Annotated in this window: 32 protein-coding genes and 1 riboswitch; of the genes, 13 read left to right on the top strand and 19 right to left on the bottom strand. The window is 42.2% G+C overall.

The features are described 5' to 3' along the window. Positions 1 to 57: 57 nt before the first annotated feature. From ACAX20_RS03455 to ACAX20_RS03480, 6 genes are all read left to right on the top strand, one after another. Positions 58 to 513, top strand: a complete 456-nt coding sequence (locus tag ACAX20_RS03455) for a nuclear transport factor 2 family protein (protein WP_371188629.1) — start codon at positions 58 to 60, stop codon at positions 511 to 513. Further along, positions 513 to 1220 (top strand): SDR family NAD(P)-dependent oxidoreductase, encoded by a 708-nt coding sequence (locus ACAX20_RS03460; RefSeq protein WP_371188631.1) that lies wholly within the window; start codon positions 513 to 515, stop codon positions 1218 to 1220. The genes ACAX20_RS03455 and ACAX20_RS03460 overlap by 1 nt, the downstream gene beginning before the upstream one ends. A gap of 6 nt (positions 1221 to 1226) precedes the next feature. Next, complete coding sequence (locus ACAX20_RS03465; RefSeq protein WP_371188633.1) at positions 1227 to 2480, top strand: NAD(P)/FAD-dependent oxidoreductase; 1254 nt, start codon at positions 1227 to 1229, stop codon at positions 2478 to 2480. A 12-nt stretch (positions 2481 to 2492) separates the two neighbouring features. Further along, the gene (locus ACAX20_RS03470) at positions 2493 to 3320 is read left to right on the top strand and encodes a DUF1365 domain-containing protein (RefSeq protein ID WP_371188634.1); all 828 of its coding nucleotides are present in this window, start codon (positions 2493 to 2495) and stop codon (positions 3318 to 3320) included. 101 nt (positions 3321 to 3421) lie between these two features. After that, positions 3422 to 4657 (top strand): class I SAM-dependent methyltransferase, encoded by a 1236-nt coding sequence (locus tag ACAX20_RS03475; protein WP_371188635.1) that lies wholly within the window; start codon positions 3422 to 3424, stop codon positions 4655 to 4657. Between the two features lie 157 nt (positions 4658 to 4814). Next, positions 4815 to 5252, top strand: coding sequence for a hypothetical protein (locus ACAX20_RS03480; protein ID WP_371188637.1), 438 nt, complete (start codon positions 4815 to 4817; stop codon positions 5250 to 5252). A gap of 17 nt (positions 5253 to 5269) precedes the next feature. Here the strand turns inward: ACAX20_RS03480 and ACAX20_RS03485 are convergent, their stop codons facing one another. The 4 genes from ACAX20_RS03485 to folX form a co-directional block, all read right to left on the bottom strand. Further along, positions 5270 to 5536 (bottom strand): DUF5062 family protein, encoded by a 267-nt coding sequence (locus tag ACAX20_RS03485; protein ID WP_371188638.1) that lies wholly within the window; start codon positions 5534 to 5536, stop codon positions 5270 to 5272. Positions 5537 to 5625: 89 nt separating this feature from the next. Then, positions 5626 to 6312: a GTP cyclohydrolase I FolE gene (gene folE, locus ACAX20_RS03490; protein ID WP_371188639.1), complete on the bottom strand. Its 687-nt coding sequence runs from the start codon at positions 6310 to 6312 to the stop codon at positions 5626 to 5628. A 49-nt stretch (positions 6313 to 6361) separates the two neighbouring features. Continuing rightward, a complete protein-coding gene (gene folM / locus ACAX20_RS03495) occupies positions 6362 to 7084 on the bottom strand; it encodes a dihydromonapterin reductase (protein WP_371188641.1) in 723 nt (240 codons plus the stop codon). 3 nt (positions 7085 to 7087) lie between these two features. Next, on the bottom strand, positions 7088 to 7495 hold the full coding sequence (gene folX / locus ACAX20_RS03500; protein WP_371188643.1) for a dihydroneopterin triphosphate 2'-epimerase: 408 nt from the start codon (positions 7493 to 7495) through the stop codon (positions 7088 to 7090). Between the two features lie 312 nt (positions 7496 to 7807). On the opposite strand from folX, the gene ACAX20_RS03505 reads away from it, so the two are divergent. Continuing rightward, positions 7808 to 8524, top strand: coding sequence for a GAF domain-containing protein (locus tag ACAX20_RS03505; protein ID WP_371188645.1), 717 nt, complete (start codon positions 7808 to 7810; stop codon positions 8522 to 8524). 344 nt (positions 8525 to 8868) lie between these two features. Here the strand turns inward: ACAX20_RS03505 and ACAX20_RS03510 are convergent, their stop codons facing one another. The 3 genes from ACAX20_RS03510 to ACAX20_RS03520 form a co-directional block, all read right to left on the bottom strand. Beyond that, complete coding sequence (locus ACAX20_RS03510; protein ID WP_371188647.1) at positions 8869 to 10431, bottom strand: glycogen synthase; 1563 nt, start codon at positions 10429 to 10431, stop codon at positions 8869 to 8871. 8 nt (positions 10432 to 10439) lie between these two features. After that, positions 10440 to 11780 carry a glucose-1-phosphate adenylyltransferase gene (gene glgC, locus ACAX20_RS03515; RefSeq protein WP_371188649.1) on the bottom strand — a complete coding sequence of 447 codons (1341 nt, stop codon included), beginning with the start codon at positions 11778 to 11780 and terminating at the stop codon, positions 10440 to 10442. Between the two features lie 97 nt (positions 11781 to 11877). Then, positions 11878 to 12174 carry an isoamylase early set domain-containing protein gene (locus ACAX20_RS03520; RefSeq protein WP_371188650.1) on the bottom strand — a complete coding sequence of 99 codons (297 nt, stop codon included), beginning with the start codon at positions 12172 to 12174 and terminating at the stop codon, positions 11878 to 11880. Positions 12175 to 12504: 330 nt separating this feature from the next. Here ACAX20_RS03520 and ACAX20_RS03525 point away from each other — a divergent pair, with 330 nt between their 5' ends. After that, positions 12505 to 13308, top strand: coding sequence for an SDR family oxidoreductase (locus ACAX20_RS03525; protein ID WP_371189568.1), 804 nt, complete (start codon positions 12505 to 12507; stop codon positions 13306 to 13308). A 146-nt stretch (positions 13309 to 13454) separates the two neighbouring features. Here the strand turns inward: ACAX20_RS03525 and ACAX20_RS03530 are convergent, their stop codons facing one another. Further along, the gene (locus ACAX20_RS03530; protein WP_371188652.1) at positions 13455 to 13805 is read right to left on the bottom strand and encodes a DUF2750 domain-containing protein; all 351 of its coding nucleotides are present in this window, start codon (positions 13803 to 13805) and stop codon (positions 13455 to 13457) included. Positions 13806 to 14102: 297 nt separating this feature from the next. On the opposite strand from ACAX20_RS03530, the gene ACAX20_RS03535 reads away from it, so the two are divergent. Next, positions 14103 to 14585 (top strand): LURP-one-related/scramblase family protein, encoded by a 483-nt coding sequence (locus ACAX20_RS03535; RefSeq protein WP_371188654.1) that lies wholly within the window; start codon positions 14103 to 14105, stop codon positions 14583 to 14585. 90 nt (positions 14586 to 14675) lie between these two features. Then, positions 14676 to 15524, top strand: coding sequence for a co-chaperone YbbN (locus ACAX20_RS03540; RefSeq protein ID WP_371188656.1), 849 nt, complete (start codon positions 14676 to 14678; stop codon positions 15522 to 15524). Between the two features lie 135 nt (positions 15525 to 15659). On the opposite strand, the gene msrA is transcribed toward ACAX20_RS03540, so the two are convergent. Next, on the bottom strand, positions 15660 to 16199 hold the full coding sequence (gene msrA / locus ACAX20_RS03545) for a peptide-methionine (S)-S-oxide reductase MsrA (RefSeq protein WP_371188658.1): 540 nt from the start codon (positions 16197 to 16199) through the stop codon (positions 15660 to 15662). 72 nt (positions 16200 to 16271) lie between these two features. Here msrA and ACAX20_RS03550 point away from each other — a divergent pair, with 72 nt between their 5' ends. Beyond that, on the top strand, positions 16272 to 16487 hold the full coding sequence (locus ACAX20_RS03550) for a DUF3820 family protein (protein ID WP_371188660.1): 216 nt from the start codon (positions 16272 to 16274) through the stop codon (positions 16485 to 16487). Between the two features lie 411 nt (positions 16488 to 16898). Then, positions 16899 to 17072 (top strand): ribosome modulation factor, encoded by a 174-nt coding sequence (gene rmf / locus ACAX20_RS03555; protein ID WP_371188662.1) that lies wholly within the window; start codon positions 16899 to 16901, stop codon positions 17070 to 17072. Positions 17073 to 17189: 117 nt separating this feature from the next. On the opposite strand, the gene modC is transcribed toward rmf, so the two are convergent. The 9 genes from modC to moaA all read right to left on the bottom strand — a co-directional run bounded on the left by modC (position 17190) and on the right by moaA (position 23246). Then, on the bottom strand, positions 17190 to 18323 hold the full coding sequence (modC, locus tag ACAX20_RS03560) for a molybdenum ABC transporter ATP-binding protein (protein ID WP_371188664.1): 1134 nt from the start codon (positions 18321 to 18323) through the stop codon (positions 17190 to 17192). Further along, positions 18320 to 19009: a molybdate ABC transporter permease subunit gene (gene modB / locus ACAX20_RS03565; protein WP_371188666.1), complete on the bottom strand. Its 690-nt coding sequence runs from the start codon at positions 19007 to 19009 to the stop codon at positions 18320 to 18322. Before modB ends, modC begins: the two co-directional genes overlap by 4 nt. 8 nt (positions 19010 to 19017) lie before the next feature. Further along, positions 19018 to 19836: a molybdate ABC transporter substrate-binding protein gene (modA, locus tag ACAX20_RS03570; RefSeq protein ID WP_371188668.1), complete on the bottom strand. Its 819-nt coding sequence runs from the start codon at positions 19834 to 19836 to the stop codon at positions 19018 to 19020. Then, positions 19830 to 20285 carry a molybdopterin synthase catalytic subunit MoaE gene (gene moaE / locus ACAX20_RS03575; protein ID WP_371188670.1) on the bottom strand — a complete coding sequence of 152 codons (456 nt, stop codon included), beginning with the start codon at positions 20283 to 20285 and terminating at the stop codon, positions 19830 to 19832. Before moaE ends, modA begins: the two co-directional genes overlap by 7 nt. A gap of 2 nt (positions 20286 to 20287) precedes the next feature. Further along, on the bottom strand, positions 20288 to 20539 hold the full coding sequence (locus ACAX20_RS03580) for a MoaD/ThiS family protein (RefSeq protein WP_371188672.1): 252 nt from the start codon (positions 20537 to 20539) through the stop codon (positions 20288 to 20290). Continuing rightward, the gene (moaC, locus tag ACAX20_RS03585; protein WP_371188674.1) at positions 20540 to 21040 is read right to left on the bottom strand and encodes a cyclic pyranopterin monophosphate synthase MoaC; all 501 of its coding nucleotides are present in this window, start codon (positions 21038 to 21040) and stop codon (positions 20540 to 20542) included. 1 nt (position 21041) lies between these two features. Next, a complete protein-coding gene (gene moaB, locus ACAX20_RS03590; protein WP_371188676.1) occupies positions 21042 to 21581 on the bottom strand; it encodes a molybdenum cofactor biosynthesis protein B in 540 nt (179 codons plus the stop codon). Further along, positions 21582 to 22178: a molybdenum cofactor guanylyltransferase gene (locus ACAX20_RS03595; RefSeq protein WP_371188678.1), complete on the bottom strand. Its 597-nt coding sequence runs from the start codon at positions 22176 to 22178 to the stop codon at positions 21582 to 21584. It lies immediately after the preceding gene. Between the two features lie 96 nt (positions 22179 to 22274). Continuing rightward, positions 22275 to 23246, bottom strand: a complete 972-nt coding sequence (moaA, locus tag ACAX20_RS03600) for a GTP 3',8-cyclase MoaA (protein WP_371188680.1) — start codon at positions 23244 to 23246, stop codon at positions 22275 to 22277. Then, positions 23233 to 23396: riboswitch (molybdenum cofactor riboswitch) on the bottom strand. Its footprint overlaps the gene before it by 14 nt. A 237-nt stretch (positions 23397 to 23633) precedes the next feature. Between moaA and moeA the strand changes: the two genes are divergently transcribed. Next, positions 23634 to 24866, top strand: coding sequence for a molybdopterin molybdotransferase MoeA (gene moeA, locus ACAX20_RS03605; RefSeq protein WP_371188682.1), 1233 nt, complete (start codon positions 23634 to 23636; stop codon positions 24864 to 24866). A 161-nt stretch (positions 24867 to 25027) separates the two neighbouring features. Here the strand turns inward: moeA and ACAX20_RS03610 are convergent, their stop codons facing one another. After that, positions 25028 to 25615 (bottom strand): cytochrome c3 family protein, encoded by a 588-nt coding sequence (locus ACAX20_RS03610; protein WP_371188683.1) that lies wholly within the window; start codon positions 25613 to 25615, stop codon positions 25028 to 25030. Positions 25616 to 25627 lie beyond the last annotated feature (12 nt).

Raw genomic sequence — 25627 nt, forward strand, 5'->3', positions numbered from 1 at the left:
TGCTAACTTGTAAGTCACTGTTTTTATGTTAAATTGAGTAATGTTATGGAAAATATAATGCACCTACAAGATGCTCAGCCGGCAACCACTAATGTGTTGTGGTTACAGCACTTTATTGACGTTTATCAGCGGTTAGGAACCGACAATTTACACTTATTACGAGAGATATATCATCCACAAGTTAAGTTCGCAGATCCAATGCATGAGTTGTCAGGCTTTAGCGAATTACAGCGCTATTTTGAAGGGCTGTATACCAATTTGTCATCATGCGATTTTAAGGTGACGCATACCATTGTGGAAGGCAATCAAGCGGCGATATATTGGCTGATGACGTATACCCATAACAAGCTTAATGGTGGCAAGCCGGTGAGTGTTGAAGGGCACAGTCATTTACGAGAGCGTGATGGCAAGGTTGCCTATCATCGTGATTATGTCGATTTAGGGGCAATGATTTACGAGCAAATTCCAATGGTCGGCAAACTCATTCATTTAATTAAACGCAGAGCGGGCTAATGAAAGTCTTAATCACAGGTGCCACATCCGGCATCGGGAAAGCGCTAGCGGAGCGATACCAACAAGGCAGTCATCACGTTATTGCTTGCGGTCGAAACCAGCAAGCGCTTGATGAAGCGCAGCAAAAAGGTATGCAACCGCTACGCTTTGATATCACTGATAAGCAAGGCACTGCTCAGGCGTTAGCAAAGATAGATAACGTCGATGTCGTGGTTATTAATGCAGGCGATTGCGAGTACATAGACGATGCCATGCAATTTGATGCAGAGCTGTTTAAACGCATTATCGATATTAATATTGGCGCGGTGGGATTATTACTGGAACAGTTATTACCGAAAATTAAAGCAGGTGGACAACTTGTTTTTGTCTCGTCCAGTGTAACGAAACTACCATTGCCAAGAGCCGAAGCTTACGGCGCCTCAAAAGCAGCGATGGACTATCTTGCCAACAGTTTACGTATTGATCTGGTTAAACACAACATCGATGTGACGCTGGTTCACCCTGGGTTTATCAAGACACCACTTACGGACAAAAACACTTTTTCGATGCCGTTTTTATTGTCAGCCGAAGACGCCGCTGAGCGTATGTATCAGGGCATCGCTAAACGCAAAAATTACCTTCAATTTCCGAAAAGATTGACCTACTTATTGTCGTTATTGGCGCTATTGCCCACACGACTATGGACAAAAATTGCTTGCAGGAGCTAAAGCATCATGAAAAAAATCGCTATTATTGGGTCAGGTATTTCAGGCTTGACCTCAGCTTGGTTGCTATCGCAAAAACACCAAGTCAGCGTATTTGAACAAAATAATTATATTGGCGGTCATACCGCAACGGTAGATGTCAATGTCGATGGCAAAGATTATGCGATCGATACAGGTTTTATTGTTTATAACGATAAAACTTACGATAACTTTCTCAAACTGCTAGCCAATATAGGCATGTCGCGTCAAGAAACAGAAATGAGCTTTTCGGTTCATAATTTGGCGACAGGCTTAGAGTATAACGGCCATAATTTAGACACCTTGTTTGCTCAGCGACGGAACTTGTTACGTCCAAAATTTTGGCATTTAATTCGCGAAATATTGCGTTTTAACAAAGCCTGCAAAATGGCCTATGAATCCAATGATCACGATTTGTCATTAACTTTGGGCGAGTTTTTAACAAACAATAAGTTTAGCGAGTTTTTCGCAGAGCATTACATTTTGCCAATGGGGGCTGCGATATGGTCAAGTTCACTGGCCGAAATGCAAGCTTTTCAATTTCATTTCTTTGTCCGCTTTTTTCACAATCATGGACTGCTCAATATTGCCGATAGACCTCAGTGGTATGTTATTCCAGGTGGTTCACGTAACTACATTGAGCCACTGATTGAACCTTTTAAAGAGCGAATTTATTTGAATGCACGTATTGAGAACATAACTCGCGATGCCGATAAAGTGCAGTTACACATGGCCTCAGGAGAGGTGCAAGAGTTCGATGAACTGATACTAGCGTGTCATTCGGATCAAGCGTTGTCATTACTCGCCGATGCCACCGATAACGAGCAAGCCGTGCTTGGTGCTATCCCTTACAGTGCTAATGATGTGGTGTTGCATACCGACATTAATTTATTACCCAAACGTCGTAAAGCTTGGGCAAGTTGGAACTATCAATTGTCGAGCGACAGGGCAAGGCCTGCGAGTGTCACCTACAATATGAATATATTACAGGGGCTAAGCAGCGATACCACCTTTTGTGTGACCTTGAACCAAAATGATGCGATAGATGATGCTAAGATATTGAAAAAATTCGTTTATCATCATCCTGTTTTTAACGTTAAAACAATGCAAGCACAACAACAACGTCACCTTATTTGCGGTCATAATCATACCCATTTTGCGGGGGCGTACTGGTACAATGGTTTTCATGAAGACGGTGTGAAAAGTGCTGTTGATGTGGGTAAACGTTTTGATTGCCATTTATAGCATGGAATTGTGATGGAACAGGTTAATCTATCAACCAGTCAAGAGTTGCGGAGCAGAGTGTATACCGGCACGATTCGTCATCGCCGTTTTTTACCTAAAAATCATCATTTCAATTATCGTTTGTACATGCTGGCATTAGATGTCAGAGAAGTGTCCGAACAACGTTCATTTGGTGGGATTTTTGGCTACAAATGGTACAACCCGGTGCGCTTTGTAGAATCTGATTATGTTATCAATGAGCAAGATAGTCAGCCTTTATCCTTGCAGCAGCGTATTGTTAGCAAAGTAAATGAGTTGGGTGGAGATTACCAAGACCACGATATCGTTATGCTGGTACAAGCTCGTTGTTTTGGTGTTTATTTTTCTCCTGCGAATTTTTATTTTTGTTATCAACAAGTGCAAGGGCATCGTATTTGTCGCTATATGTTGGCAGAAGTCAGTAATACGCCATGGAATGAGCGGCATTATTATCTTATCGATATGCAAGGGGATATGTGCGTTGATAAAGATTTTCATGTGTCGCCATTTATGGATTTGGCGATGCAATACCATTGGCGCATAAATCCACCGCGTGAAAACAACGATAATTTACTGATTCATATCGCAAACAAGCGAGACTCTGGTGACAAATTATTCGATGCCACCTTAGCATTATCGCAACAACCTCTTACGGCAAAAACGATGATGTCGGTTTGGTTGCAATTACCGGTGATGACCTTAAAAGTGGTGGCGGGCATTTACTATCAGGCGCTTAAACTATTTTTTAAAAGGTTTAAGTTTGTACCTTATCAGCAGGGTGGAAAATTGGCGGCAAAAACCAATAAAGCGGTACGTAGGTAAGCTTAAAATTAAACTAACAAATAAACGACAAGCAAACGCGTTAATAAACATAAAGACGTTTGCGTTAATCATGACATTTTAGCAAAGCAGGGAGAAATGACGTGGAAAACATCGTCTCCAAACAACAAATAAATACCTTAACTTGGTGGCAAAAACGATGTCGTCAAATTTTATTTTCTATACTGGGTAAGTTGCAGGTAGGCCAGCTGCAAATACATGAAGGTGATCAGGTTTATCGTTTTGGCCATCCATCTTCTGGTGATGGTAAACCGATTAATGCAGTTATTCACATTAATGATGTTGAAGCCTACTCTCGCTTTGTTCGTGGCGGTGATATTGGCGCTGCAGAAGCATTTATTGACGGCTTGTGGTCAAGTCCAGATTTAACCGAAGTGATCCGTTTGTTTGCCAAAGCGCAAGGGCATATGGATCAAATTGAGGGACGCGTTGCGTGGTTGAACAAAGTCAAAAATAAGCTGTTTCACCGCCGTAACCGCAATTCTAAGCAAGGCTCGAAAAAGAATATTTTAGCGCATTATGATCTGGGGAATGAGCTTTATACCCGCTTTTTGGATCCGTCGATGATGTACTCGTGTGCGATTTTCAGTGATGGAAATACCGACTTAGCACAAGCACAGCAACAGAAGCTACGCACGATTTGTGAGCGATTAGAGCTAACGACCGATGATCATTTAATTGAAATAGGCACAGGCTGGGGCGCGTTAGCTATTTATGCTGCCGAGCATTACGGTTGTAAAGTCACCACGACCACAATTTCGGAGCAGCAATTTAAGCACGCACAAGCGCTGGTAAAAGAAAAAGGTCTAGAGCAACAAATAACCTTGCTTAAAGAAGACTATCGCAACCTTACTGGTCAATACGACAAACTGGTGTCGATAGAGATGATCGAAGCGGTTGGCTATGAATATATGGATAGCTTCTTTAGCCAATGTAATGCCTTGTTAAAACCGCAAGGTAAAATGCTAATCCAGGCCATCACCATTGCCGATCAGCGTTTTGATTATTACTTAGCGAACGTTGATTTTATTCAGCGTTATATATTCCCTGGTGGCTTTTTGCCGTCAATAGAGTTAATGACCAAAAAATTACGCCAACGCACATCAATGGTGCTCGAACAGCTTGATGATATTGGTTTAGACTACGCGAAAACCTTAGCTTGCTGGCGAGAAAAGTTTTTACAAAACTGGTCACAGCTACCGCAGTTTGGTTATGATGAAACCTTTAAGCGCTTATGGTTATATTACTTTGCTTATTGTGAAGGCGCCTTCTTGGAGCGTTCTATCTCTACGGTTCATTTTGTTGCCGTAAAACGCTAAAACAACCAATATTTGCGATGGTTGACATTAACCGCTAAAAAGCGTGGTTCCTATCACGCTTTTTTGTCTTTATAATTAAGCTACATTTACAATGGTTTTTGGTCGTGGCGAGCCTAGCAGCCTAACACTGTGATCAGATATAGTTCGGTGATTCGTTATGAAAACGTTTAAAAATCTTATTTTAGCTTGTGGCTTAGTATCAGCCTCAGCTCTTGCTTGTGACAATCATGGCGCGGGCTTTGACCCTATGTTCGGTCATTTTAATGCCAGCCAATTTAACGACCCAATGTTTTCGAAACCGAGCATCAGTTTAGATTATCAACAGCAAGTACGGTTGACGCCTGATTTACCAGGTGAGGTCAAAGTTGGTTATCGAGTGCCAGCTGATAGCAGCGATGTGAAAGTGTTATTCAATACGTCGAGTAAATTAGCATTATTGATTGATGAAAGTATGCCTATAGAACAACAAAATGGCACCTTGAACATTGCTGTTTTGCCAAAAGGGCAGGGCTATCACACCTTAACGGTTGTGGTTGAAGCTTTGGTAGCAGGCGAACGACAAAGTCGTACGCAAAATATCTATATTAATTTATAACAGGAGCTTGCGTCTTATTATGACGCAAGCGGATGATCTTTAGGTAATTGCTTACTGATCCAAATCGCCAGTTTATGTCTCATCATAGGCTGGCTTTCTTGATCTTCGGGTACCGCAACCACCAGCTTATCGTGCACTAATAAGCGATACAGAGCTTCAATTTTTTGTTTGGCATTATCGGTTGCTGCAAAAGTATTAAATCCACGCTTTACCGCATAGCTCTCACCAACACGCAATGCGATCTTCACTAATTCGCTTTCATTTTTAATTTTTTTTATGGCCACGTTAGTCTCCTCATGGCTATGCAGATTGCTTTCTTAACGAGTTTAATCAAGCATAGCATTAACAGCGAGCCATAAGCAGTAACTTTCGTTTACGTTGTTAAAAACTCGCTACGACTAGCAGGGTTACTTTTAAAGCAACCGCTTAGGGCGGTGGTTGACGTGGTGGAGTTGCTGTCCATTACACCTCGCGCTTTTACGCAGTAGTGTTTGGCGTTAATGCTTACAGCAACGTGCTCAGTGTTTAACAAGGTTTTTAAAGCAATAACAATTTGCTCGGTTAAACGCTCTTGTACTTGAGGTCTGCGGGCAAAAAAGCGCACAATGCGATTAATTTTACTTAGACCAATAACTTTATCACTTGGTATATAGGCAACTTTGGCAATACCATCAATGGTCACAAAATGGTGTTCACAGGTGCTGATCACTTCAATGTCTTTTACCACCACCATTTCGTCGATTTGCATTTTATTATCAATGACTGTGATTTTAGGAAACTGACGATAATCAAGACCGCTAAAGATTTCATTAACGTACATTTTGGCAATGCGATGTGGGGTTTCTTGTAAACTATCATCATTAAGGTCTAAGCCAAGCGTTTCACAAATTTCGGTGAACGAAGCTTTGAGTTGTTGGTATTTATCTTCCGTAGCTACTTGCTTGTCGAGCATAGGCGTTTCCAGCCCAGCATCAATTAATGCTTGTCGTACGGCTTTCGCTTCATTACTGATTTGCATGTCGTCCTGATAAAGTGTTACTGCGCTATTTTGTGTACTCATAGTATTCCTAGCTTTGACCCTGTACTGATATTCAGTCTTTCAACGTAAGTTATTTTAGGTGTCTACCGCCATCTAAGTTTAAGGTTCGGCCGTTGAAGTAGCGACTATTTAAAATAAACTCTATTGCTTCAACACCTTCTTGCTCTCCAGGAACAATACCAAGCAAAGACTTTTTCATGGTCTTTTCTCGATAGGCATTGTCGTCCCATTCGTTAAACATAAGCAGAGAAGGCGCGACACTGTTTACCTTAACCTTCGGCGCTAATTTACTGGCAAAAGACAGAGTGAGGTTGTCTAAAGCGGCTTTACTAGCAGCGTAAGCGATATGTTTGTGACTGCCTTTCTCTACGATGTAATCGGTTAAATGGATTATGTCAGCGCATTGATTATTTTTAGCATGATATGTCTCCAAGGCCTCACTCATGGCTAAATTGATTTGGTATGGCGCTTGAACATGCACTTGCATCATTTGTTGCATCAAGTCGGCGGCGGGCTGATTGTCATTTTCTGGGTGCCAATCGGAGGCGTTGTGGATAATGGCGCGAATGTTGTTGTATTGACTTAGTACGCTATCAATAAAGCTACTAATGCCTTGGTTTGTGGCAAAGTCAGCTTGAATACAGTCAGCGCCACGTTGTTGTAATTCAACGATGCCAGGCTTTAAGTGACGGTAGCTGACAATAAGGTGATAGCCTTGCTTGAGCAGTGATTTGGCAAGAGCCAAGCCGAGGCGTTGGCCTGCGCCAGTAATGATGATGTTACCTTTGCTCATGCTTTATCGGCTTGCACTGAGTGTTAACGATACCGAATCGGCGAAGCGCAGCGCATGAGGCTTTTCAACGGTGACTTTAGCGCGACTTACCGAAGGGTGTTGCATACAAATTTCCAACAAATCTTTGGTGAGCTTTTCGAGTAACTTAAAATGTCCCTCTTCAACATGATGAATCATCGCTTTGGTAATGGTTTTATAGTTTAGCGCTTGTGATTCCTCGTCGGTTTTACAGGCGTCGTCAGCGGGGTACTTAATTTGCGCGTTAATAATAATGTCTTGTTGCTTAGTGAGTTCTTCAGGATTAAAGCCAATGTATGTGCGTAGTCGCAAATTGATGATGTCGATAGTCGCCTCATCGAGGGTCAATGAAGACTGTTCTGTTTGGTTGTTAATAGCTTGCACGTTTTCCATTGTTATCTCTATGTGATCGTTATTAGTATTGTTATCGTTAAATTTTTGCTGTTAAGTATGCTTACAGACACGACCATATTAGGCATATGGCAGTGTCTCTTATTAAAGAGTATTTGAGTAACGAATGCTAGCTTATACGCAGTAATAGCGAAAAACGATGACTTACTTATTCAGAGTTTTGCGTTAAAAAGGTTGGCAAGGTTATGGATTGATGTATAATTTAAAGATGTTTAGACGTCCAAACGTCTAATTTTGTAGTGAGAAAGTAATAAAGCTTTCTCGATAACACTTCGCTGTAGGTAATAAAAATATATGCGCTTATTCGATATTCTTGGTGTTTTGTACGAACCAATTAATGTGCTTGATAATCATGAGCACCTACTCACGTACATAGAGCCTAAATTAAATGACGACGGGACTTGTCCTATTTTCAAAGAGCCAGGAAATACCTATGACCTAGCACAGTATGTCGCAGATGTTGAAGGTATTAGCGAAGCTGAACAACGCGCAAATTTACTCGATTTATTGGCTCGTTTAAGCCGCTTGGTGCGCTGGATTCACGTTAAAACCGACGTTGCTTGGTTTGGTATTTACTTACGACACGGTGATAAGTTGGTTAAGTATGTTTATAACGGTGAGATGAGTAAGGCGGAATTTGAAATTTCAGAAGCGTATTTAGAGAAGTCTATTAATACCCGCGTGATTATGGAAAAACGCCCATATTATATCGCTGATGTCGAGACTTACACTGGGCCGTACTATCGATGTGATGCAAAGGTGAAGTCAGAGTTATGTTGTCCTATTTTTGCTCCAGATGGGCAAGTTATCGGTATTTTTGACAGTGAAGATCATCGTAAAAACTTCTTCGATGACAAAATTGACTTTATTTCTATGAAAGTGCGTCGCGCTATTGAGATTTTTTTAGAAGATCACCCGTACATCACTCATTCAAAAGCCTTTAATATTGCGGATGATGTATTTTCAAATAGCATCGATATGCAAAAGGTCACTTCAAGTTTACACGTGTAAATATCGTTTACATTGTTTATGCCAACAACATGTTTGTATATGTTGTTGGCATTTTCGCTTTCTAGAGCGTGTTGATCTTTCAGGGTTAAATTTTGTTCGAATTAAATGCATTTTTATCGCGGCACTTGTGATACGCATAGTTATTCTACGCACAGAGCAAGTAACAATGAAAAAAATGCATTTAAACGAATCCAAAGGACAGCGTTTATGACGCCTTTCTATTGTTTTATCAATTACTTATGTGGAGTACCCACACAACATAAGCTCTGCCTTGTATAAAAACATCATAAATTGCTGCAAAAACAACCTCAAAAGATGAACACGCTCTAGTGAAGTTATTACCGTTACGATGCCTGAATTTGATATAGCTCGCTAATGTACTGTTTTATGCATGCATCCCAGTAAAATCGCTGTGCCTTTGCGTGTTTACACATTTTGGCAAAATCAGCAGGGCTGTTTTTAAACATCTGCAACGCCAGCTCTACTTGTGTTAATAAGTCATCTGTTTGTTCGATGATGGAATTTCCGGAAAACAAAAAGCCAGTATCGAGATGCGTTATGGTATCGTTAAGACCGCCAATTTGATGAGCGATAACCGGCATACCTGCGCGCATGGCTTGCATTTGCGAAATACCACAGGGCTCGAATGAGCTTGGCATAAAAAACACATCGCCATTAACATATAAATGTTCAGCCAAACCGGCACAAAAGCCATTAATAAATAAAAGGTTATTATGACGTTGCATAACCTGAGTCATGCGTTGTTCAAGCTGACTGTCTCCCGATCCTAATACGATCATACGGCCACCAAATTTCGCTAAGAGCTTTAATACATCGTCAATAATGATGCCTTGATGTCCCGGTTCAAACAACAATTGAACTTTTTGCCCTGTTAAACGCCCGACACTGATGACCAGTGGCCCTGTAGTTTTTTGCGTTTGCCAATCTTGGCAGCGTTGCTCTGCTAAGTAATGAGCGGCTTTCACGTACTCATCGCTACCGTGTAAACGTTGTAGCCGCTGAAGAATTAGCGTTATTAACTCTTTGCTAGAAACCGGCTCTGGAAATGTAGAGTCATAGTCACAGCCATTTAAAATGCCCACCAAACGATTTTGCGCAGCAGCATTTTGCAGATCCGCTTCTAACCCCTCGCCACCGATAAAACCACGACTCGGATCACTGGCTAGCATCACTTCTTGGCGATACGTTGGCGACACCACGTGCACACTGTCAACTAAATTAATGGCTGCTCGCGTTGGATTTAAGCAATCAATATAACGAGGATCGGCAATGAGTTCACTGTCGTAGCTTAGCGTTGGAAACCAGCTGTGTAAGGACGATTGTGTTGCGTGTAATGGACGGATCCCTTGAATCGCTAAATTATGAATAGAATAAACGCTGCGGATATCTTTTATAGACTGATAGCGCGGTTCGTAGTGGCTTAAAATAGCAACTAAGGCGCTATGCCAGTCATGTAAGTGCAGCACGTCATATTGCTCATGCCATGCATCAATCAGTAGTTCACAGGTTGCTGCGCAAAACAGTGCGAACTTATTGGCATCGCTATAAAATGGCTTGTCATGGCCATCATCGTGATAAATTTTACCTGGCGTATCGGTGCAAAATAACTTACTTTCCAGTACAAAATGACGCACATTGTTATCACCAACTTCGGTTAGTTGGTATAAATCTACCGCTTCAATACTTTCTCGAAACGGTACATACAGGGTGTGTAAGTGTTTGCTTGGGTTATTAAATGCATGGTATTGATAGCCAGGAGTAATGACATCAACTTGCATACCTTGCTTTACTAAAAATTTGGGGATGTCACGAATGACATCACCAATACCGCCGACTTTACCGCGCGGTAGTGCATCATTTTCAGATGCCACCATCAAAATACGCATAGTTATTATTATATTTGCTCTAGTTGTTCATCACGTTTTGCTTCAACTTGGCTTGTTGCCTGGGCTGCAACTTGTTTTTTCAGTTGCTTTTCTAGGTAGTTACTGATCATATCACGGGTAACGAGTACGACGCCTTTTTCCGTAACGCGAAAGCCATTCTCCCTATCTTGCTCATGATTAATGCCAATTTGTAGACCCTCAGGGACATTAACGCTACGATCGATGATGGTTTTTTTAATGGTGCAATTTCTGGCGATTGTGGCACCTGGTAGAATCACTGCTTGATCGATGTCACAGTATGAGTTTACCCGTACATGTGAAAATAACACCGAATTTTTTACGGTAGAACCCGACACAATAGCGCCACCTGATACGGTTGAGTTAATCGCTGCACCGACGCGTCCATCTTCATCAAACACAAATTTAGCCGGTGCTGTTTGTTCTTGATAAGTCCAAATAGGCCATGCAGCATCATACATATTTAATTGCGGCTCTGGCTCTACCAGCTCCATATTTGCTTCCCAGAATGAATCTAGTGTACCTACATCACGCCAGTAGGGTTGACCGCCTGTTTGCGAGTCAACAAATGGGAATGCATATACTTTATGCGATTTAATAATGGCAGGAATGATGTCGTGACCAAAATCTTTACTGGATGACTCTTTGGCATTGTCTTTGCGAAGTTGTTCAAATAAAAACTCGGTATTAAATACGTAGTTACCCATAGACGCTAACGCTACGCCTGGCTTACCTGGTACTTCATTGGGTTGGGCTGGCTTTTCATCGAAGCGTTTTACACGGTTTTGTTCATCGACTGTCATCACCCCAAACGAGCCTGCTGCTTCTTCGGTAGGGACTTCAATACAACACACCGTCATATCGGCGCCTGTTTCAACATGCTTAGCGATTAAATCACCGTAATCCATACGGTAGACATGATCACCTGATAAAATCATCACGTATTTTGGGAGTTCATGACGAATGATATCAATATTTTGAAATACCGCATCAGCGGTACCAGTATACCAGCTATCACCGTAGCGTTGCGATGCCGGTAATATTTCTACTGATTCACCTAATTCTTTTTTAAAGTGGCCCCAGGCGCGATTGATATGGCGAATTAATGAGTGAGACTTATATTGTGTTGCAATGCCAACGCGACGAATACCAGAGTTGATGCAATTTGATAAAGGGAAATCAATGATGCGGAACTTACCACCAAAAAATGTTGCTGGTTTTGCGCGCCAATCCGTTAACTCATGCAATCGAGAACCTTTGCCGCCGGCGAGGATTAATGCATAAGTATCCCGAGTTAGGTTACTGATATAACGATGAGAAGTAATTGGCATAGCGTATCCTTTTATAAGAGCTTTTCGATATTGGAAATGTTTACATAGTTAATATTACGAGAATTGGCGAGTGTATATAACGGCTCGCCATAATGGTTTATCCACGAGTTGACACAACAGAGTTTTCAGAGCCGTATTCATTGGCTAAATAGTTATCTGCTTTGTAGTCGTTTTCCCACTCGTCGCCATTTAACAGATAGCGAAATTCAAATTGTTGATCTTTGGGTAAACGAACTTTTGCTCGAAATACCTTGGCGCTTTTCACGTATTTCATGTTGATTGGTTGCCAGTCGTTAAACTCGCCGACCAATGCCGCAGACTCTACGTCATCACGTGAAAAGTCGAATGTTATTTCTGCTTCATCTTTTGTTTTAAAAAATTTTTTAGTAAGCATTATCTATCTCCCTACGTTGCATATTCAAAGTGCAATGCATCATCTTGTTTGCACAAAAATGATGCGTTTGTTGTGTGGCAAAGCCTCAACGCAGTAAACTCAGCATATTTTATGCCTAGTTTTTATGCAACCGTGTTTTTTACAAAAAATACGTAAAAAACAGACGGATATATGATGGACAGAGGTTAGTGTAGTGATAAGCTAGGTTGATGATATCGAATCGACAAGTGTTGTTTAATAGCGTACTTACGACATACTTAATGTAGTTATCGATATCGATTCGTTTTTAGTTGGCAAGACGTCGAAAAGGCGAGTAAGGGAGTGAGTAACATGCAAAGGCTAACCAATAAAATTGCCTTAGTCACAGGTGCAGCGAAAGGGATAGGGCAAGCTATCGTCGAACGATTTGTCGCAGAGGGGGCAACGGTTATTGCGACTGATATTGACGATGAACTTGGTATGCACGTGTGTCAGGCGTTAGGTGATGCCGTTGAATACGTAAGTCTGGATGTTTCAAACGAGCAAGCCTGGGATGACATGTGTGGCTATTTGTTTGAACGGTATGGCCGACTTGACGTATTGGTCAACAATGCTGGGATAACAGGCTTTAATGAAACACCAGGGCCATTTGATCCTGAGCATTTTGATTTACAGAGCTGGCACCGAGTTCATCAAGTCAACTTAGACGGTGTGGCGTTTGGTTGCCGTGCAGCCATTAAGCTGATGAAATCCTCACCTGCGGCCAGTATTATTAATATTTCCTCTCGCTCTGGTATGGTGGGCATTCCTGGTGCTGCAGCGTATGCGTCAAGTAAAGCGGCGGTTCGCAATCACAGTAAAACCGTGGCTTTGTATTGTGCCCAACAAGGCTATCCTATTCGCTGTAATTCTATTCATCCTGGCGCTATTTTAACGCCATTATGGGATTCAATGTTGGGGCAGGGAGCTGAACGCGAAGCCGCGATATCGATGATATCTAAAGACATACCGTTGGGCCATATGGGGGATACGGATGATGTTGCTTATGCGACTGTTTATTTAGCATCTGATGAGTCGAAGTATGTCACCGGTAGTGAACTGGTTATCGATGGTGGTATCTTGGCGGGCAGCAGTGCATCACCCACCAATAAGTAGTCACTATTGTTAGATTGATTTAGCTTAGAGAGTAGTGAAATAGAGTCTTATCTGGATATCAAGATGAGGACTATCATCATAGTCCTCAAAAAAACATGCGTTAGAGCATATCACGCGTTTATATTGCGCGGATGCGTTGGCAGTCTCTAAAACGCTTTAACCAGTAATTTGGCAAATTCGATGGCATCCATTTCCTCTGCATTTTCATCTAGTTGCCAATTCACACCGATAAGCACGCCATCATCATTAAGATCACTGACCCACTCTTCAAGAAATGTTTCTAATGGAATTTCTGCAACTTGATAGTCGGCCCATTCATCGACGCAAAATTTATTTGCATCTTCTGCACTGCCCCACAAAGGCATAACATCGGCGTCTTCGTAAAAAGCTGAGTCACAAACAACCCATTCACCGTCTTCTGCCTGCAAGGCAAATAACTTTTCTTCTTCGTTTACCATATCGACAAATGGGGTAAACTGCTCTGTTTCGTTGCTCATAAAGTTTCCTACTGTATAGCGAGGGTTATTTATCGGCAATAATAGCAAATAAACGCTAGGGCGTGTTGATCTTTGTTGGTATTTTCTACAATCAGCGATGTATTGTGATTGCAAATAAATACTGCTTTAGATTGTTGTCGTTAATATTATGACCGTGAAGTTGAGCTGATACTCTTTATCATTGTTCTAGATGATTGATAATATTGGTAAATAGGGCTTATTGACGTAAGCTAAAGAATAACACCTGTACACTTTTGTTAAGTGTGCCACCATAAATTGTACCAACAGGGCGTTGTAGTGATATACCAATTAAATCAAAAGTTCTTTTCGCTCACTGATAAATATCAAATTCTTGATGCTGATAAGCAAGTGGCGTATCAAGTCGATGGTCAGTTCTTCAGCCTTGGGAAAACGTTACACTTATATGACGCCAACGACGCATTACTAGCGACCATCAAACAAAAGTTATTGGCGTTTAGGCCAACCTTTTATGTGCACTTTAGTAATGGTGTAACAATGAAGGTGATGAAAATGTTTACGCCAATATTTAAAAGTCGTTTTATGGCTTATCTTGGCGAGCAGCAAATCACTATTGTGGGCGATTTTTTAAGCCATGAATTCACCTTAAGTGATGGAGAACAGGTGCTAGCGCAAGTAAGCAAAGCTTGGGCTAGCCTCACGGATCATTATGCATTGGAAGTTGAACAGCAACTGGCGCCCGTTGCTATTTGTATTTTAGTGATCATTGATGCGGTTCATCACAGTGGGCAAAGTAGTTAATGACCAATCAATACTTTAACCGCTCGTCACCCTTGTAATCAGTGTATAAGCCCTTATGTTAATAATAAATTATTCAAATAGAGAAATATCATGTCTGAATCCGTTGTTGCACTAACCCCAGAAAACTTCCAGCAGGTCGTGCTTGAGCAGTCTCAGCAAAGTTTAGTGCTCGTTGATTTTTACGCCGAGCAAATGCCAGAGAGTGTTGAATTAAGAGATAAGTTGATACAAAAGCTACAAGGCTTCGAGAGCTTTGTAACCTTAGCGACGGTAGACTGTGTGAGTCAACAAGCAATTGCTCAACAGTTTGGTATTCAATCGTTACCGACTGCGGTTATGGTGAAACAAGGTCAGCCTATTGATGGTATCGCTGGTCCGCAAACCGATGAGTCGCTCAATGAATTTCTAAGTAAGTATTTACCAAAACAAGAAGATATTTTGCTATCTAATGGCCAACAATTGCTCGAACAAGGTAATGCTGCTGATGCCTTGGCTCCGTTAGCTCAGGCATATCAATTAGATGGCGGGCGCGGTGATATCAAAAAAGCGCTTGCCGATGTTTACTTACAGTTAGGTAAATTAGACGATGCTAAGGCGCTGCTTGATAGTGTGATGATGGTGGATCAAGATCATTATTATCAATCACTATTAGCAAAACTAGAACTCGCTGAAAAAGCCAGTAACTCACCTGAAATTCAAGCGTTAGAAGCAAAAGTTGCTGATGAGCCAGACAACAGCGAATTAGTTCGCGAGTTAGCTGTGCAGTATTCGCAGGTGAATCGTCAAAGTGAAGCCTTGGAATTGCTATACGGTTTGCTATCAAAAGATCGCAGTGATGCTGATAGTAAAAAGTTATTATTAGATGTGATTGCCGGTCTTGCTGATGGTGATAAGTTAGCAACGACTTATCGTCGAAAATTATTCGCTATGATGTACTAACCAATCATGGTTGTTTAAGCCGCCTTGGTAATCTAAGTCATTCTAAACGCAGAGTCACCTAACTAAACCACGAGTGAAATTTAGAATTAATTAGGCTGCGTTTAGATAGACTTTTATCAGCCAAACCATTAGATATTATTTTTTCAAGTAATCAGCAAATAAGCTTTGTAGTTTTTCTAGCTTTGGGGCAATGATGATTTGGCAGTAGGGTTGCCATGGATTTCGATCAAAGTAGTGTTGATGTGCCTCTTCTGCTGGATAAAACGTTTGCTGTGGCTCTAACGTGGTGACAATAGGGCGTTGATATTCACCACTTTGTTTGAGTGCATCAATGACCTGTTGTGCCGTGTGTTGTTGTTCGGTGTCTTTGTAAAATATGGCTGAGCGATATTGTGTGCCAATATCATTTCCTTGACGGTTCAGTTGCGTTGCATCGTGCATACTGAAGAAAATCAATAACAACTGTTGGTAACTGAGAACATCGCTGTCGTATTCAATCTCAACGACTTCGGCGTGCCCGGTTGAGCCTGAGCAAATGTCTTGATAGGTTGGGTTGGCAGTCTTACCTCCCATGTAACCACTAATGGCACGCTCTACACCGGCTACACGCTGCAATGGCGCTTCAATACACCAAAAACAGCCACCAGCTATATACGCTTTATCTAATTTTTTCATCACGGTATTTTCTTTTTCAGTCAAATCTGAATAATAGCTATCTTCTGTCAATATACTACGAGTTTACCTTTCATGGATCAAAAAGCCTTATTAGCCGCGATTAATACCACCATGCCGTTTGGCAAATACGCAGGGCGTAAGCTATTGCTATTACCTGAGCCTTATCTTGTTTGGTTTCATAGTACTGGTTTTCCTGCAGGCAAGTTAGGTGAGCAGTTAGCATTGGTTTATGAAGTCAAGCTTAATGGCTTGGAGTCGATGCTGATGCCATTACTAAATGATCGGTAATCGCAACAGGCACTAGCGCTCTTTAACCGACAAAATATCATCGGATTGTCGTTGAAATATTTCAATGTTAAGTGATTTTTTAATCACTTTTTTCAATTAATAAAATACCTGCTACGTGGCAGTGTCTTTTTCACGTTATTGCAACGGCAAATTAACGTGATGTTTTTATTACAGATAAATGACAGCATTATTGGCGCTTATTTATCGCCAGCTTATTAACGCACTTTACTGCACGTTTATGGTTAAAACGCTTTCACCATGGTTGGTTTTTGGTGTGATGTTTTTGCCTAGCTTAGGGGTTGCATAGCCGATCTAATTATGTCTATATTAGTAGGGTCGATGCTGTATTTTTCGACCACCTCAAAATAACATTTCAGGTTATTTATAAATCAAAATATAGAGGAGTCATCTATGAAAAGACAAAAACGAGATCGTCTAGATAGAGCGCATTCTAATGGTTATCAAGCGGGCTTGAGTGGTAAAAATAGAGAAAACTGTCCTTATCAAAATACAGAAGCAAAAATGCACTGGCTCGGTGGCTGGCGCGAGGCGATCAATGATCGCAATATGGGGTTATTTAAATAACGAATTCATCGCAACTAAACATATAGAAAAATGCCCTCGCTATGAGGGCTTTTTTCTATATGATAATTTATGAGTAGCATGATTAAGCTGCGGTTATAGCCGTTAGGTCAACACGCCCTAGTAATGGCGTATAGCAGATGCCTTAAATTGAATATACACGGCACAGCCAACATTCAACGCCAATTTCTCAACAGAATAGCGTGAGATGGTAATTTGAAAGTCGCTATCTAACACCCGTACCGAGACTAAAGCAAGGTTATTGTTGAGGCGCTGGATCTTGCCTACATGGCCAGCAATGATATTGTTAATGGAACTGTGATTTACCTTCTCAAGGGTTATTGATATATCACTAGCAAGCACGTATGCACGTACTGTATTACCCAAAGGCTGGTTAATGAGGTTAGCAAATAGTGTCAGCTTATTTCCCTTGCCATCGACTAACGCCAGTTGCGTGAGACCAAAATTAAACAAGTGTTGCTGAACCGTCAATTGCAACGATGTTTGTTGTGCAAACTCACTGGCAATGGATTGATCAAGGTGGTTGAGTACTTGGTGTACGTGACCGTGCTGAATAATTTCACCTTGACTCATGACTAATACGTGATCTGCTAGCTGCTGAATTTCTGTTAACGAATGACTTACGTAGATCATTGGGATATTGAGTTGCTGATGAATATCACGTAATAAGTTGATCAACTCGCCTCGGCTTTTAGGATCTAATGAACTTAGAGGTTCATCTAGCAGCAGTAATTTAGGCGAACCTAACAACGCTCGAGCTAGGGCTACGCGCTGCTTTTCTCCTGCTGATAATTTTGTAACATCGCGATTTAGCAGAGGGGTAATGTGCGTTAATTGACAAATTTCGTCTAACGAGACAGACGTTGTATGACAGCGCTTTTGCGCAAAACGCAAATTATCAAGTACGTTGAGGTGGACAAATAAACGAGCGTCTTGGAAGACAAAACCGATGTGTCGTTGTTCGGCAGGGATATTGTATTGTTCGCCAAGTAAAACACGATTACTGAGCTTAATATCGCCACGCGCATCACGGTTAAGGCCGGCAATACAACGAAGCAAACTGGTTTTTCCTGATCCCGAGTGGCCGAGAATACCAGTAATTCCTTGCAAATCAAACTCATGTTGGCAACGCAAATGAAACTCTGGGTAAGATAACAGAATATCGACAATTAACACCATGCTCGAGTTGTCATTAACTGTTTCACGAACCTTTGATTGAGCACAGTGATTCATCGTACAACCTTAACTTTTCGTTCAACACGAAAATTGAGTAAATAAATTAAAGCCAATAACACTAGTGAGCCAATCAGCAAGCCTGCAGCTAATGCGTGAGCCGCTTGGTAATTCATCGCTTCTACTTGGTCAAATAGGGCAATAGAAAGTACCCGTGTTTCGCCAGGGATATTACCGCCTATCATCAATACCACGCCGAATTCGCCAACCGTGTGCGCAAAGCCAAGGCTAGCTGCGGTAATAAACGATGCTTTGGTCATCGGTACCACAACGTTAAAAAAGCGGTCAATAGGCCCAGCGCCAAGCATTGCTGCGGCTTCAATATGGGTATCGCCAATTTGCTCAAAGGCCTTTTGTAATGGTTGCACCACAAACGGTAATGAATAAATGATCGAGCCAATAACAATGCCTGTGAATGAAAATGCCAGAGAATAGCCACTAATCGATTGCAAAAACGCGCCGCTGGCGGTATTAGGAGAGAACAACAGTAACAAGTAAAAGCCTAAAACCGTTGGTGGTAACACTAGGGGCAGCGCCACAATAGCCTCTAGCACGACTTTGACACGGGAGCGCATACGACTTAAATACCAAGCCATAGGTGTGCCAATAATCAGCAATATTATGGTGGTTATCGATGCCAGCTTTAAGGTAGTCGCAAGCGCTAAATATTCGTTGTAACTTTCCATTATCACGTCTACTTATTAGATTGCTGATTGACCATCTGATGATGAGCGGTGCTAGCTGTCGCCGCAGAATTTGCATCAGTGGTGATGTGCTTGGCCGGTAAGTAACCGGACTCAGTGATCAGTTGTTGTCCTGCATCGGATAATACAAAATCAAAAAATGCCCTCGCTAAGTCATGGTTTTTCGCATTCTTCAGTACCACCATTTGTTGCTCAATCGGTTGGTGTAAACGATGATCTATTAATACACCATGACCTTGATTGGATCTTAATAACTGGCTATAGCAAATGAAGCCGTATGCAACCGCACCAGTTAAGGTTTGCTGGTACGTTTGATTTACGTTATGACCAGTGATCAGTTGATTATGATACTTAGACCATAAATTTTTATTAAACAATACCTGCTTCGCCGCTAGGCCGTATGGGGCGATATGTGGTGCCGCAATCGCGATACGCCCGCGGTAATCAGTTAGCTTATCTAAGCTGATAGGACTTTGTTCGGTGTTTGACCATAAAGCCAATTGACCATAGGCATAGGTATGGCGATAAGACTCGTCAATTAGCTGTTGTTGTTCAAGTAATTGGGCATGGCGAACATCGGCGGAAAAAAATATATCAAAGGGTGCGCCGTGACGAATTTGTTGATAGAGCACACCTGTTGCAGCTGTTGATATTTTCGCACGGTGAGGATGCTGTTTAGCAAACTCCTTGGTCAGCGCCTGAAGTGTATTGCTAAAGTTTGCTGAGCTAGCAATACGTAAGGTATTAGCTTGAGCAAAGCCTATCACTGTCCAGTAACAGCAAACAGCGAAAAACCAAGTTTTTACCATTTAGCCGCCTCATCATTATCTTGTTGCTTGGCACTAAGCCAACGCTCTCCCTGTGCGGTTAGCTCTTTTTTCCAAAACGGTGCAGCAACTTTTAAGTAATCCATAATAAATTGATTTGCTTGATAAGCGCTTTGTCGGTGCTTGCTAGTTACGCCAACAAAGACGATTTGCTCACCTAGGGCCAAATCACCGTAGCGATGAATGATGGTTACCTTGCCTAGCGACCATTTGTCACGCGCTTGAACAGCAATGTTTTGTAATGCCTTTTCTGTCATGCCTGGGTAGTGCTCAAGGTGCAGTCCTAAGACCTGCTGTCCATCATTATGGTTTCGCACTCGACCAACAAAAGTAACCGTAGCGCCATCACAGACATTATCGGCTTCTAATTGAGCGACTTCGTCTGCAAAATTAAAATCTTCGCGCTGCACTTTTACTAACGTATTGGTCATAGCTAGCCTCCGGTGACCGGCGGGAACAACGCCAGTGTGTCACCATCGTTTACTAGGCTATCATCGTTATGGCACATAACTTCGTTAATCGCTGCCAGTAACCTTTTATCATGGATAGCCGAGTAAAAGGGTTCACCTTGGCCGATTAAATGCTGCTTAACGTCAGCGACAGTAGCAATGTTATCGCTACTTATTTGCATATTTGCAAGCTTGAGTTGTTCGCGCAGCGAGGCAAAAAACAATACGTTTATCATTTATATCTCCTTTGCCGGTGCGTAGTAAGCTCCAGATTTACCACCGTGTTTTTCTAATACTCGAATGTCGCCAATTTGCATGCTTTTATCGACTGCTTTACACATATCAAATAGTGTTAGCAAGGTAACGCTACAGGCGGTCAATGCTTCCATTTCAACCCCAGTTTGACCGGCTAATTTACACATTGTTTCAACCCGAACCTGCTGACATTCATTGAGGATTTGAAAATCGACTTGTACCTTAGACAGCATGAGAGGGTGACATAAAGGAATAAGATCACTACATTTCTTTGCTGCTTGAATGCCCGCAACACGCGCGACGGCAAACACATCGCCTTTGGCATGTTTGCCTTGTGTTAATAGAGTAAGGGTTTCTTCGCTCATGCTGATAAAACCCTCTGCGCGAGCGACACGTGCTGTTATTGGTTTTTCGCTGACGTCAACCATATTGGCTTCGCCTTGGCGATTAAGGTGACTAAATTGTGGTATTGATTCACTCATCCTAGCCTCGACTATCACACTCATTGGTTCGGTTTAAATGCGGTGCAAAATTACATGGGCGATGGCTAGCATCCAGTTGCTCTTTAATGACTTTACGCCAAGCGGTTTTGCACGCATTGGTTGAGCCAGGCACGCAGAAAATAACGGTTTTATTGGCCATACCGGCAAATGCTCGAGATTGTATGGTCGATGTACCAATTTCTTGGTATGAGATATAGCGAAACAGTTCGCCAAACCCTTCTACTTGCTTGTCAAACAACACGCTAATAGCTTCTGGTGTGTTGTCCCGTGCTGTGAAACCGGTGCCGCCGGTAGTGATGATGGCATGAATGTTATCGTCTGCTATCCATTGGCTGACGATAGCACGAATTTGATAGATATCGTCTTTGACAATGGCTTTTTCAGCCAATTGATGGCCTGATTCGACTAATTCATCCGCTAACGCGCGACCCGATGTGTCGGTTTGTTCATCACGCGTATCTGAAACCGTTAAAACGGCGATATTTAACGGCGAAAATTTATTTATCAAGTGCTTAGCCATTTAGATACGTCCTTTCATTTTTTGTTGCTTTAATTGCGTTAGTGCTTGTTGCCATTGCTCTGGCGTGTTGGTGTTAACCAGTGCTTGTGGTGAATCAATATCAAGATCGATAACACTTGTTCGAGCAAAAGCTTGTTTAAATGACGGTCCTTTACCATGTTGGACAAACTGTTCACTGGCAAACGAGCGTTCGAGGTAGTCAAGTAAAGGAGCCGAAACGGGGATATAAGCGGGTAAACTTGAATGCTGATAGCGCGTCACCTTATTTGCAAGTGAGCCTTTTAGTTTCAGTTTTTGCAAGTGGTGTTGCTCGATAAATGGCATGTCGATAGGTAGCACGAGCAGGCTGCTTGGCCGATATTGTTGGATCACCGAGTAAATACCTGCCAAGGGACCTGCATTGGCGACCACATCGGCGATACCACCGTTATTGGCACCTGATATGACGACTTTGCTGACATGGCATTGTTGCAATAGTTGTTGACAGTGGTTGAGCATGGTTTGCTCACCTAATTTAAGCTGCGCTTTATTACGGCCCATCCGCGATGATCGGCCACCAGCAAGTACAACACCAATACATTCTAAACAATTATTCATTTGTTATTTTTCTTTATTATTGAGATTTGCACCATAGGCAATCCCTAACGAAACGAAGCAGCACACAGCTTGCACTGTTCGTTATGATTTCACTTTCTAGCCACCGAGCATGGACAAATGCTTGGTGGCACCAGTCAACCCTTCATGCAAATAATGCGAGACTTTTTTATCTTGCAAAAGTTGTTGCAAATGCTGCTGCAATGGTTGGCTGTTATCATCTTGTAGATACTGTCTTATATCTAAACCTTGCTCGCTAAACAGACATAAATGTAGTTTACCTAAGCTACTCACTCGTAGTCGATTACAGGTGCTACAAAAATCTTTGGCGTACGGCATGATGAGGCCAATACTACCTTGGTAGTCAGAATGTTGATACACCTGGGCAGGGCCCGCTGTTTTATCGCGAATAGCTTCTATCCAGCCATTGGCGAGTAACTGGTTTTTAATATGCTGCCCACTTACGTGTTGTGCCTCATAAAACGCTTTATTATCGCCAGTTTGCATGAGTTCAATAAAGCGCAGGCTGATCGGTTTATCTTTTACGTAGTGAAAAAATTGCGCCAAATCGTTGGCGTTATATTCACGCATCAACACGGTATTTATTTTGATGTTTTTAAACCCTTTAGACAAGGCGTTATCAATGGCCGATAAGATGCTATCGAGTTTATCCTTACCGGTAATAGCTTGAAATTGACGAGGATCGAATGAATCAATCGATACATTCAATGCGTCGAGGCCAGCCTCTAGCCAGTTGTCTAGTTGCGAGTCCATATTAAACCCATTGCTGGTCATAGCTACGGTGCGAATGCCTGGTGTTTGTTTACATTGCTCTATGATATTAGGTAAGTCTTTACGCAACGCCGGTTCGCCGCCGGTAATACGGATCTTCTCGGTGCCAAGTTGAGCAAAGCCTCGAACGATTCGCGAAATTTCTGGCAATGTTAAAAATTGCCTATCATGATCACATTGATAGCCATCAGGTAGGCAATAATCGCAACGAAAATTGCAAACGTCGGTAATGGAGAGACGCAGGTAATAAAACCTACGACCAAATAAGTCTTGTAACATGTCACCTTTCCAAGTTCGGGAGGCCAGCGCGTTTCCACGATGACCCTGGTAATAATGAGCTTACTGAGCGACCATTATTACGGCCTGATTATCATACAAAGACGATTAAAGCGTTTGCTTAGACAGCCAGGCTCGGCGATTTATTGGGGCTAAACAGAGTCTAACCATTGCTAATAAGCCTAACACTTATTGCCAAAATGTGCCAAAAATAAGGCCGTTAACGGCGTTGTAAGTGTGTTTTAGTCAGCATAGTTACAACTATGCTGACTCATTACTCTGGTTTTTCGACAAAGTTCACGTAATGAAAACACTAACATCAATACAATGAATGAGTTACTCTTTATTTTAAATGTGAAAACAATAGTAAATTGATAGTAAGAGACGGTGATGATAGACCCTTGTGCTAATCCAGAGTTGATGCCATTTAGCGATGCGAAGCAACAGTTGTTGGCGTCAGTGAAACCAATCAAGAAAACGCAAATGCTGGCAATAAATGATGCGCTGGGCCGGGTATTAGCAATCGATGTGCAATCAACGCTTGCTGTTCCTGGTCACGATAATTCCGCAATGGATGGTTATGCGTTTTATTTAGACAAGCAACCGAGTTGTACATCACTCAAGGTTGTTGGTAAGTCGTTTGCTGGCAATCCATATAAGGGAGAAGTCAACTTAGGTGAGTGCGTGCGTATTATGACTGGCGGCATCATTCCTGACGGTTGTAATACGGTGGTGATGCAAGAAAACGTCACCGCGAGGGAAGATCATATTGTTATCAATCACTGGCCACAAGCAAAGGCAAACGTTCGATATGCTGGCGAAGATATCGCGCTAGGCGCAACAATATTTAAATGCGGGCATCAGCTTACAGCGGTCGATATAGGCATGCTGGCATCGCTCGGCATTACTCATGTTGATGTGTACAAAAAAGTCAGCGTAGCGATTATGGCGACAGGGGATGAATTAAAAAGCCCTGGCGAGAGATTAACAGCTGGTGATATTTATGAAAGTAACCGTTTTGCTCTGCATGCTTTATTAAGCAAAATGAATGTCGATATTATTGATTTAGGTATTATTGGCGATGATGAACAAGCACTTGCTGAGGCGTTTTTGCTCGCTAATCAACAGGCCGATATAGTTATCTCGAGCGGCGGTGTGTCGGTTGGCGAAGCGGACTACACCAAGCAGGTATTAGAGTCGTTAGGTGAGATAACTTTTTGGAAAATTGCTATGAAACCTGGAAAACCATTTGCTTTTGGCCGCTTATCTGAGAGCCTGTTTTGTGGTTTGCCGGGTAATCCTGTTTCATCGGTGGTGACGTTTTATCAGCTCGTTGTTCCGGCTATCGAGAAAATGCAAGGTAAACATCCGACTGAGCGCCCGCGGTTTTTGGCTAGCTGCCAAGGCCCTTTGAAAAAGCGCCCTGGGCGGATGGATTTTCAACGTGGCATATTAAGTTACCCTAATGGGCAACCCATTGTATCTAGCACCGGTGGGCAAGGTTCGGGGATATTGTCGAGTTTTGATCAGGCGAATTGTTTTATTATTCTGGCGAGAGAGCAAGGTGCGGTGGCTGATCAAGAGCAGGTTTGGGTTGAGCCTTTTGATTATTTGCTCAGCTAACACCCCAGCTAACACCCCACATTGTTAGCGAAATGGTTCGTAAACAGATAACTCTTCGCAAAATAAACTTAAGTGAAAACTAACCTTAAGTGGCAATGAGTTATCTGTTCTGCTCTGAGGGATAGTGACGCCGATCACTCTTTACACCCGCAATGTTGTCATTACCAACCTTCGACACCTTCCATATCGGGTAGCTGATGGGCAATACCTTTATGGCAATCAATACAGGTTTTTTCGCCGTTAGCGAGCGAGGTTGAGTGTTGGTAACTGGCTCTAGGGCTCTGGGCGGTAAAGTCCATGTAATTGAAGTTGTGACAATTACGACATTCTAAGGAGTCGTTAGCTTTTAATCGAGCCCATTCGTGTTCAGCTAAGGTGCGGCGTTTCGCTTCAAATTTTTCTGGGGTATTAATGGTGCCAAATACTTTACCCCAAACTTCTTTCGAAGCTTGCATTTTTCGGGCAATTTTGTCGGTCCACTCATGCGGTACATGGCAGTCAGGGCAGGTAGCCCTTACACCAGAGCGGTTAGTAAAGTGAATGGTGGTTTTTAGCTCTTCATACGGGTTATTTTCCATTTCATGGCAACCAATACAAAATTCTTCAGTATTGGTTAGCTCTAGCGCAGTGTTAAAACCACCCCAAAAGATCACCCCCGCGAAGAAGCCGCCCATCACTAATGCGCCTAAACTGTAATGGACACTAGGGCGTAGCAGGGTCTTCCACATTCTTACAATTTTATCTTTCATACAGGTTACCTC

Origin of the sequence: Thalassotalea sp. Sam97 (assembly GCF_041379765.1) — a bacterium.
Classification (GTDB): Bacteria; Pseudomonadota; Gammaproteobacteria; order Enterobacterales; family Alteromonadaceae; genus Thalassotalea_A; species Thalassotalea_A maritima.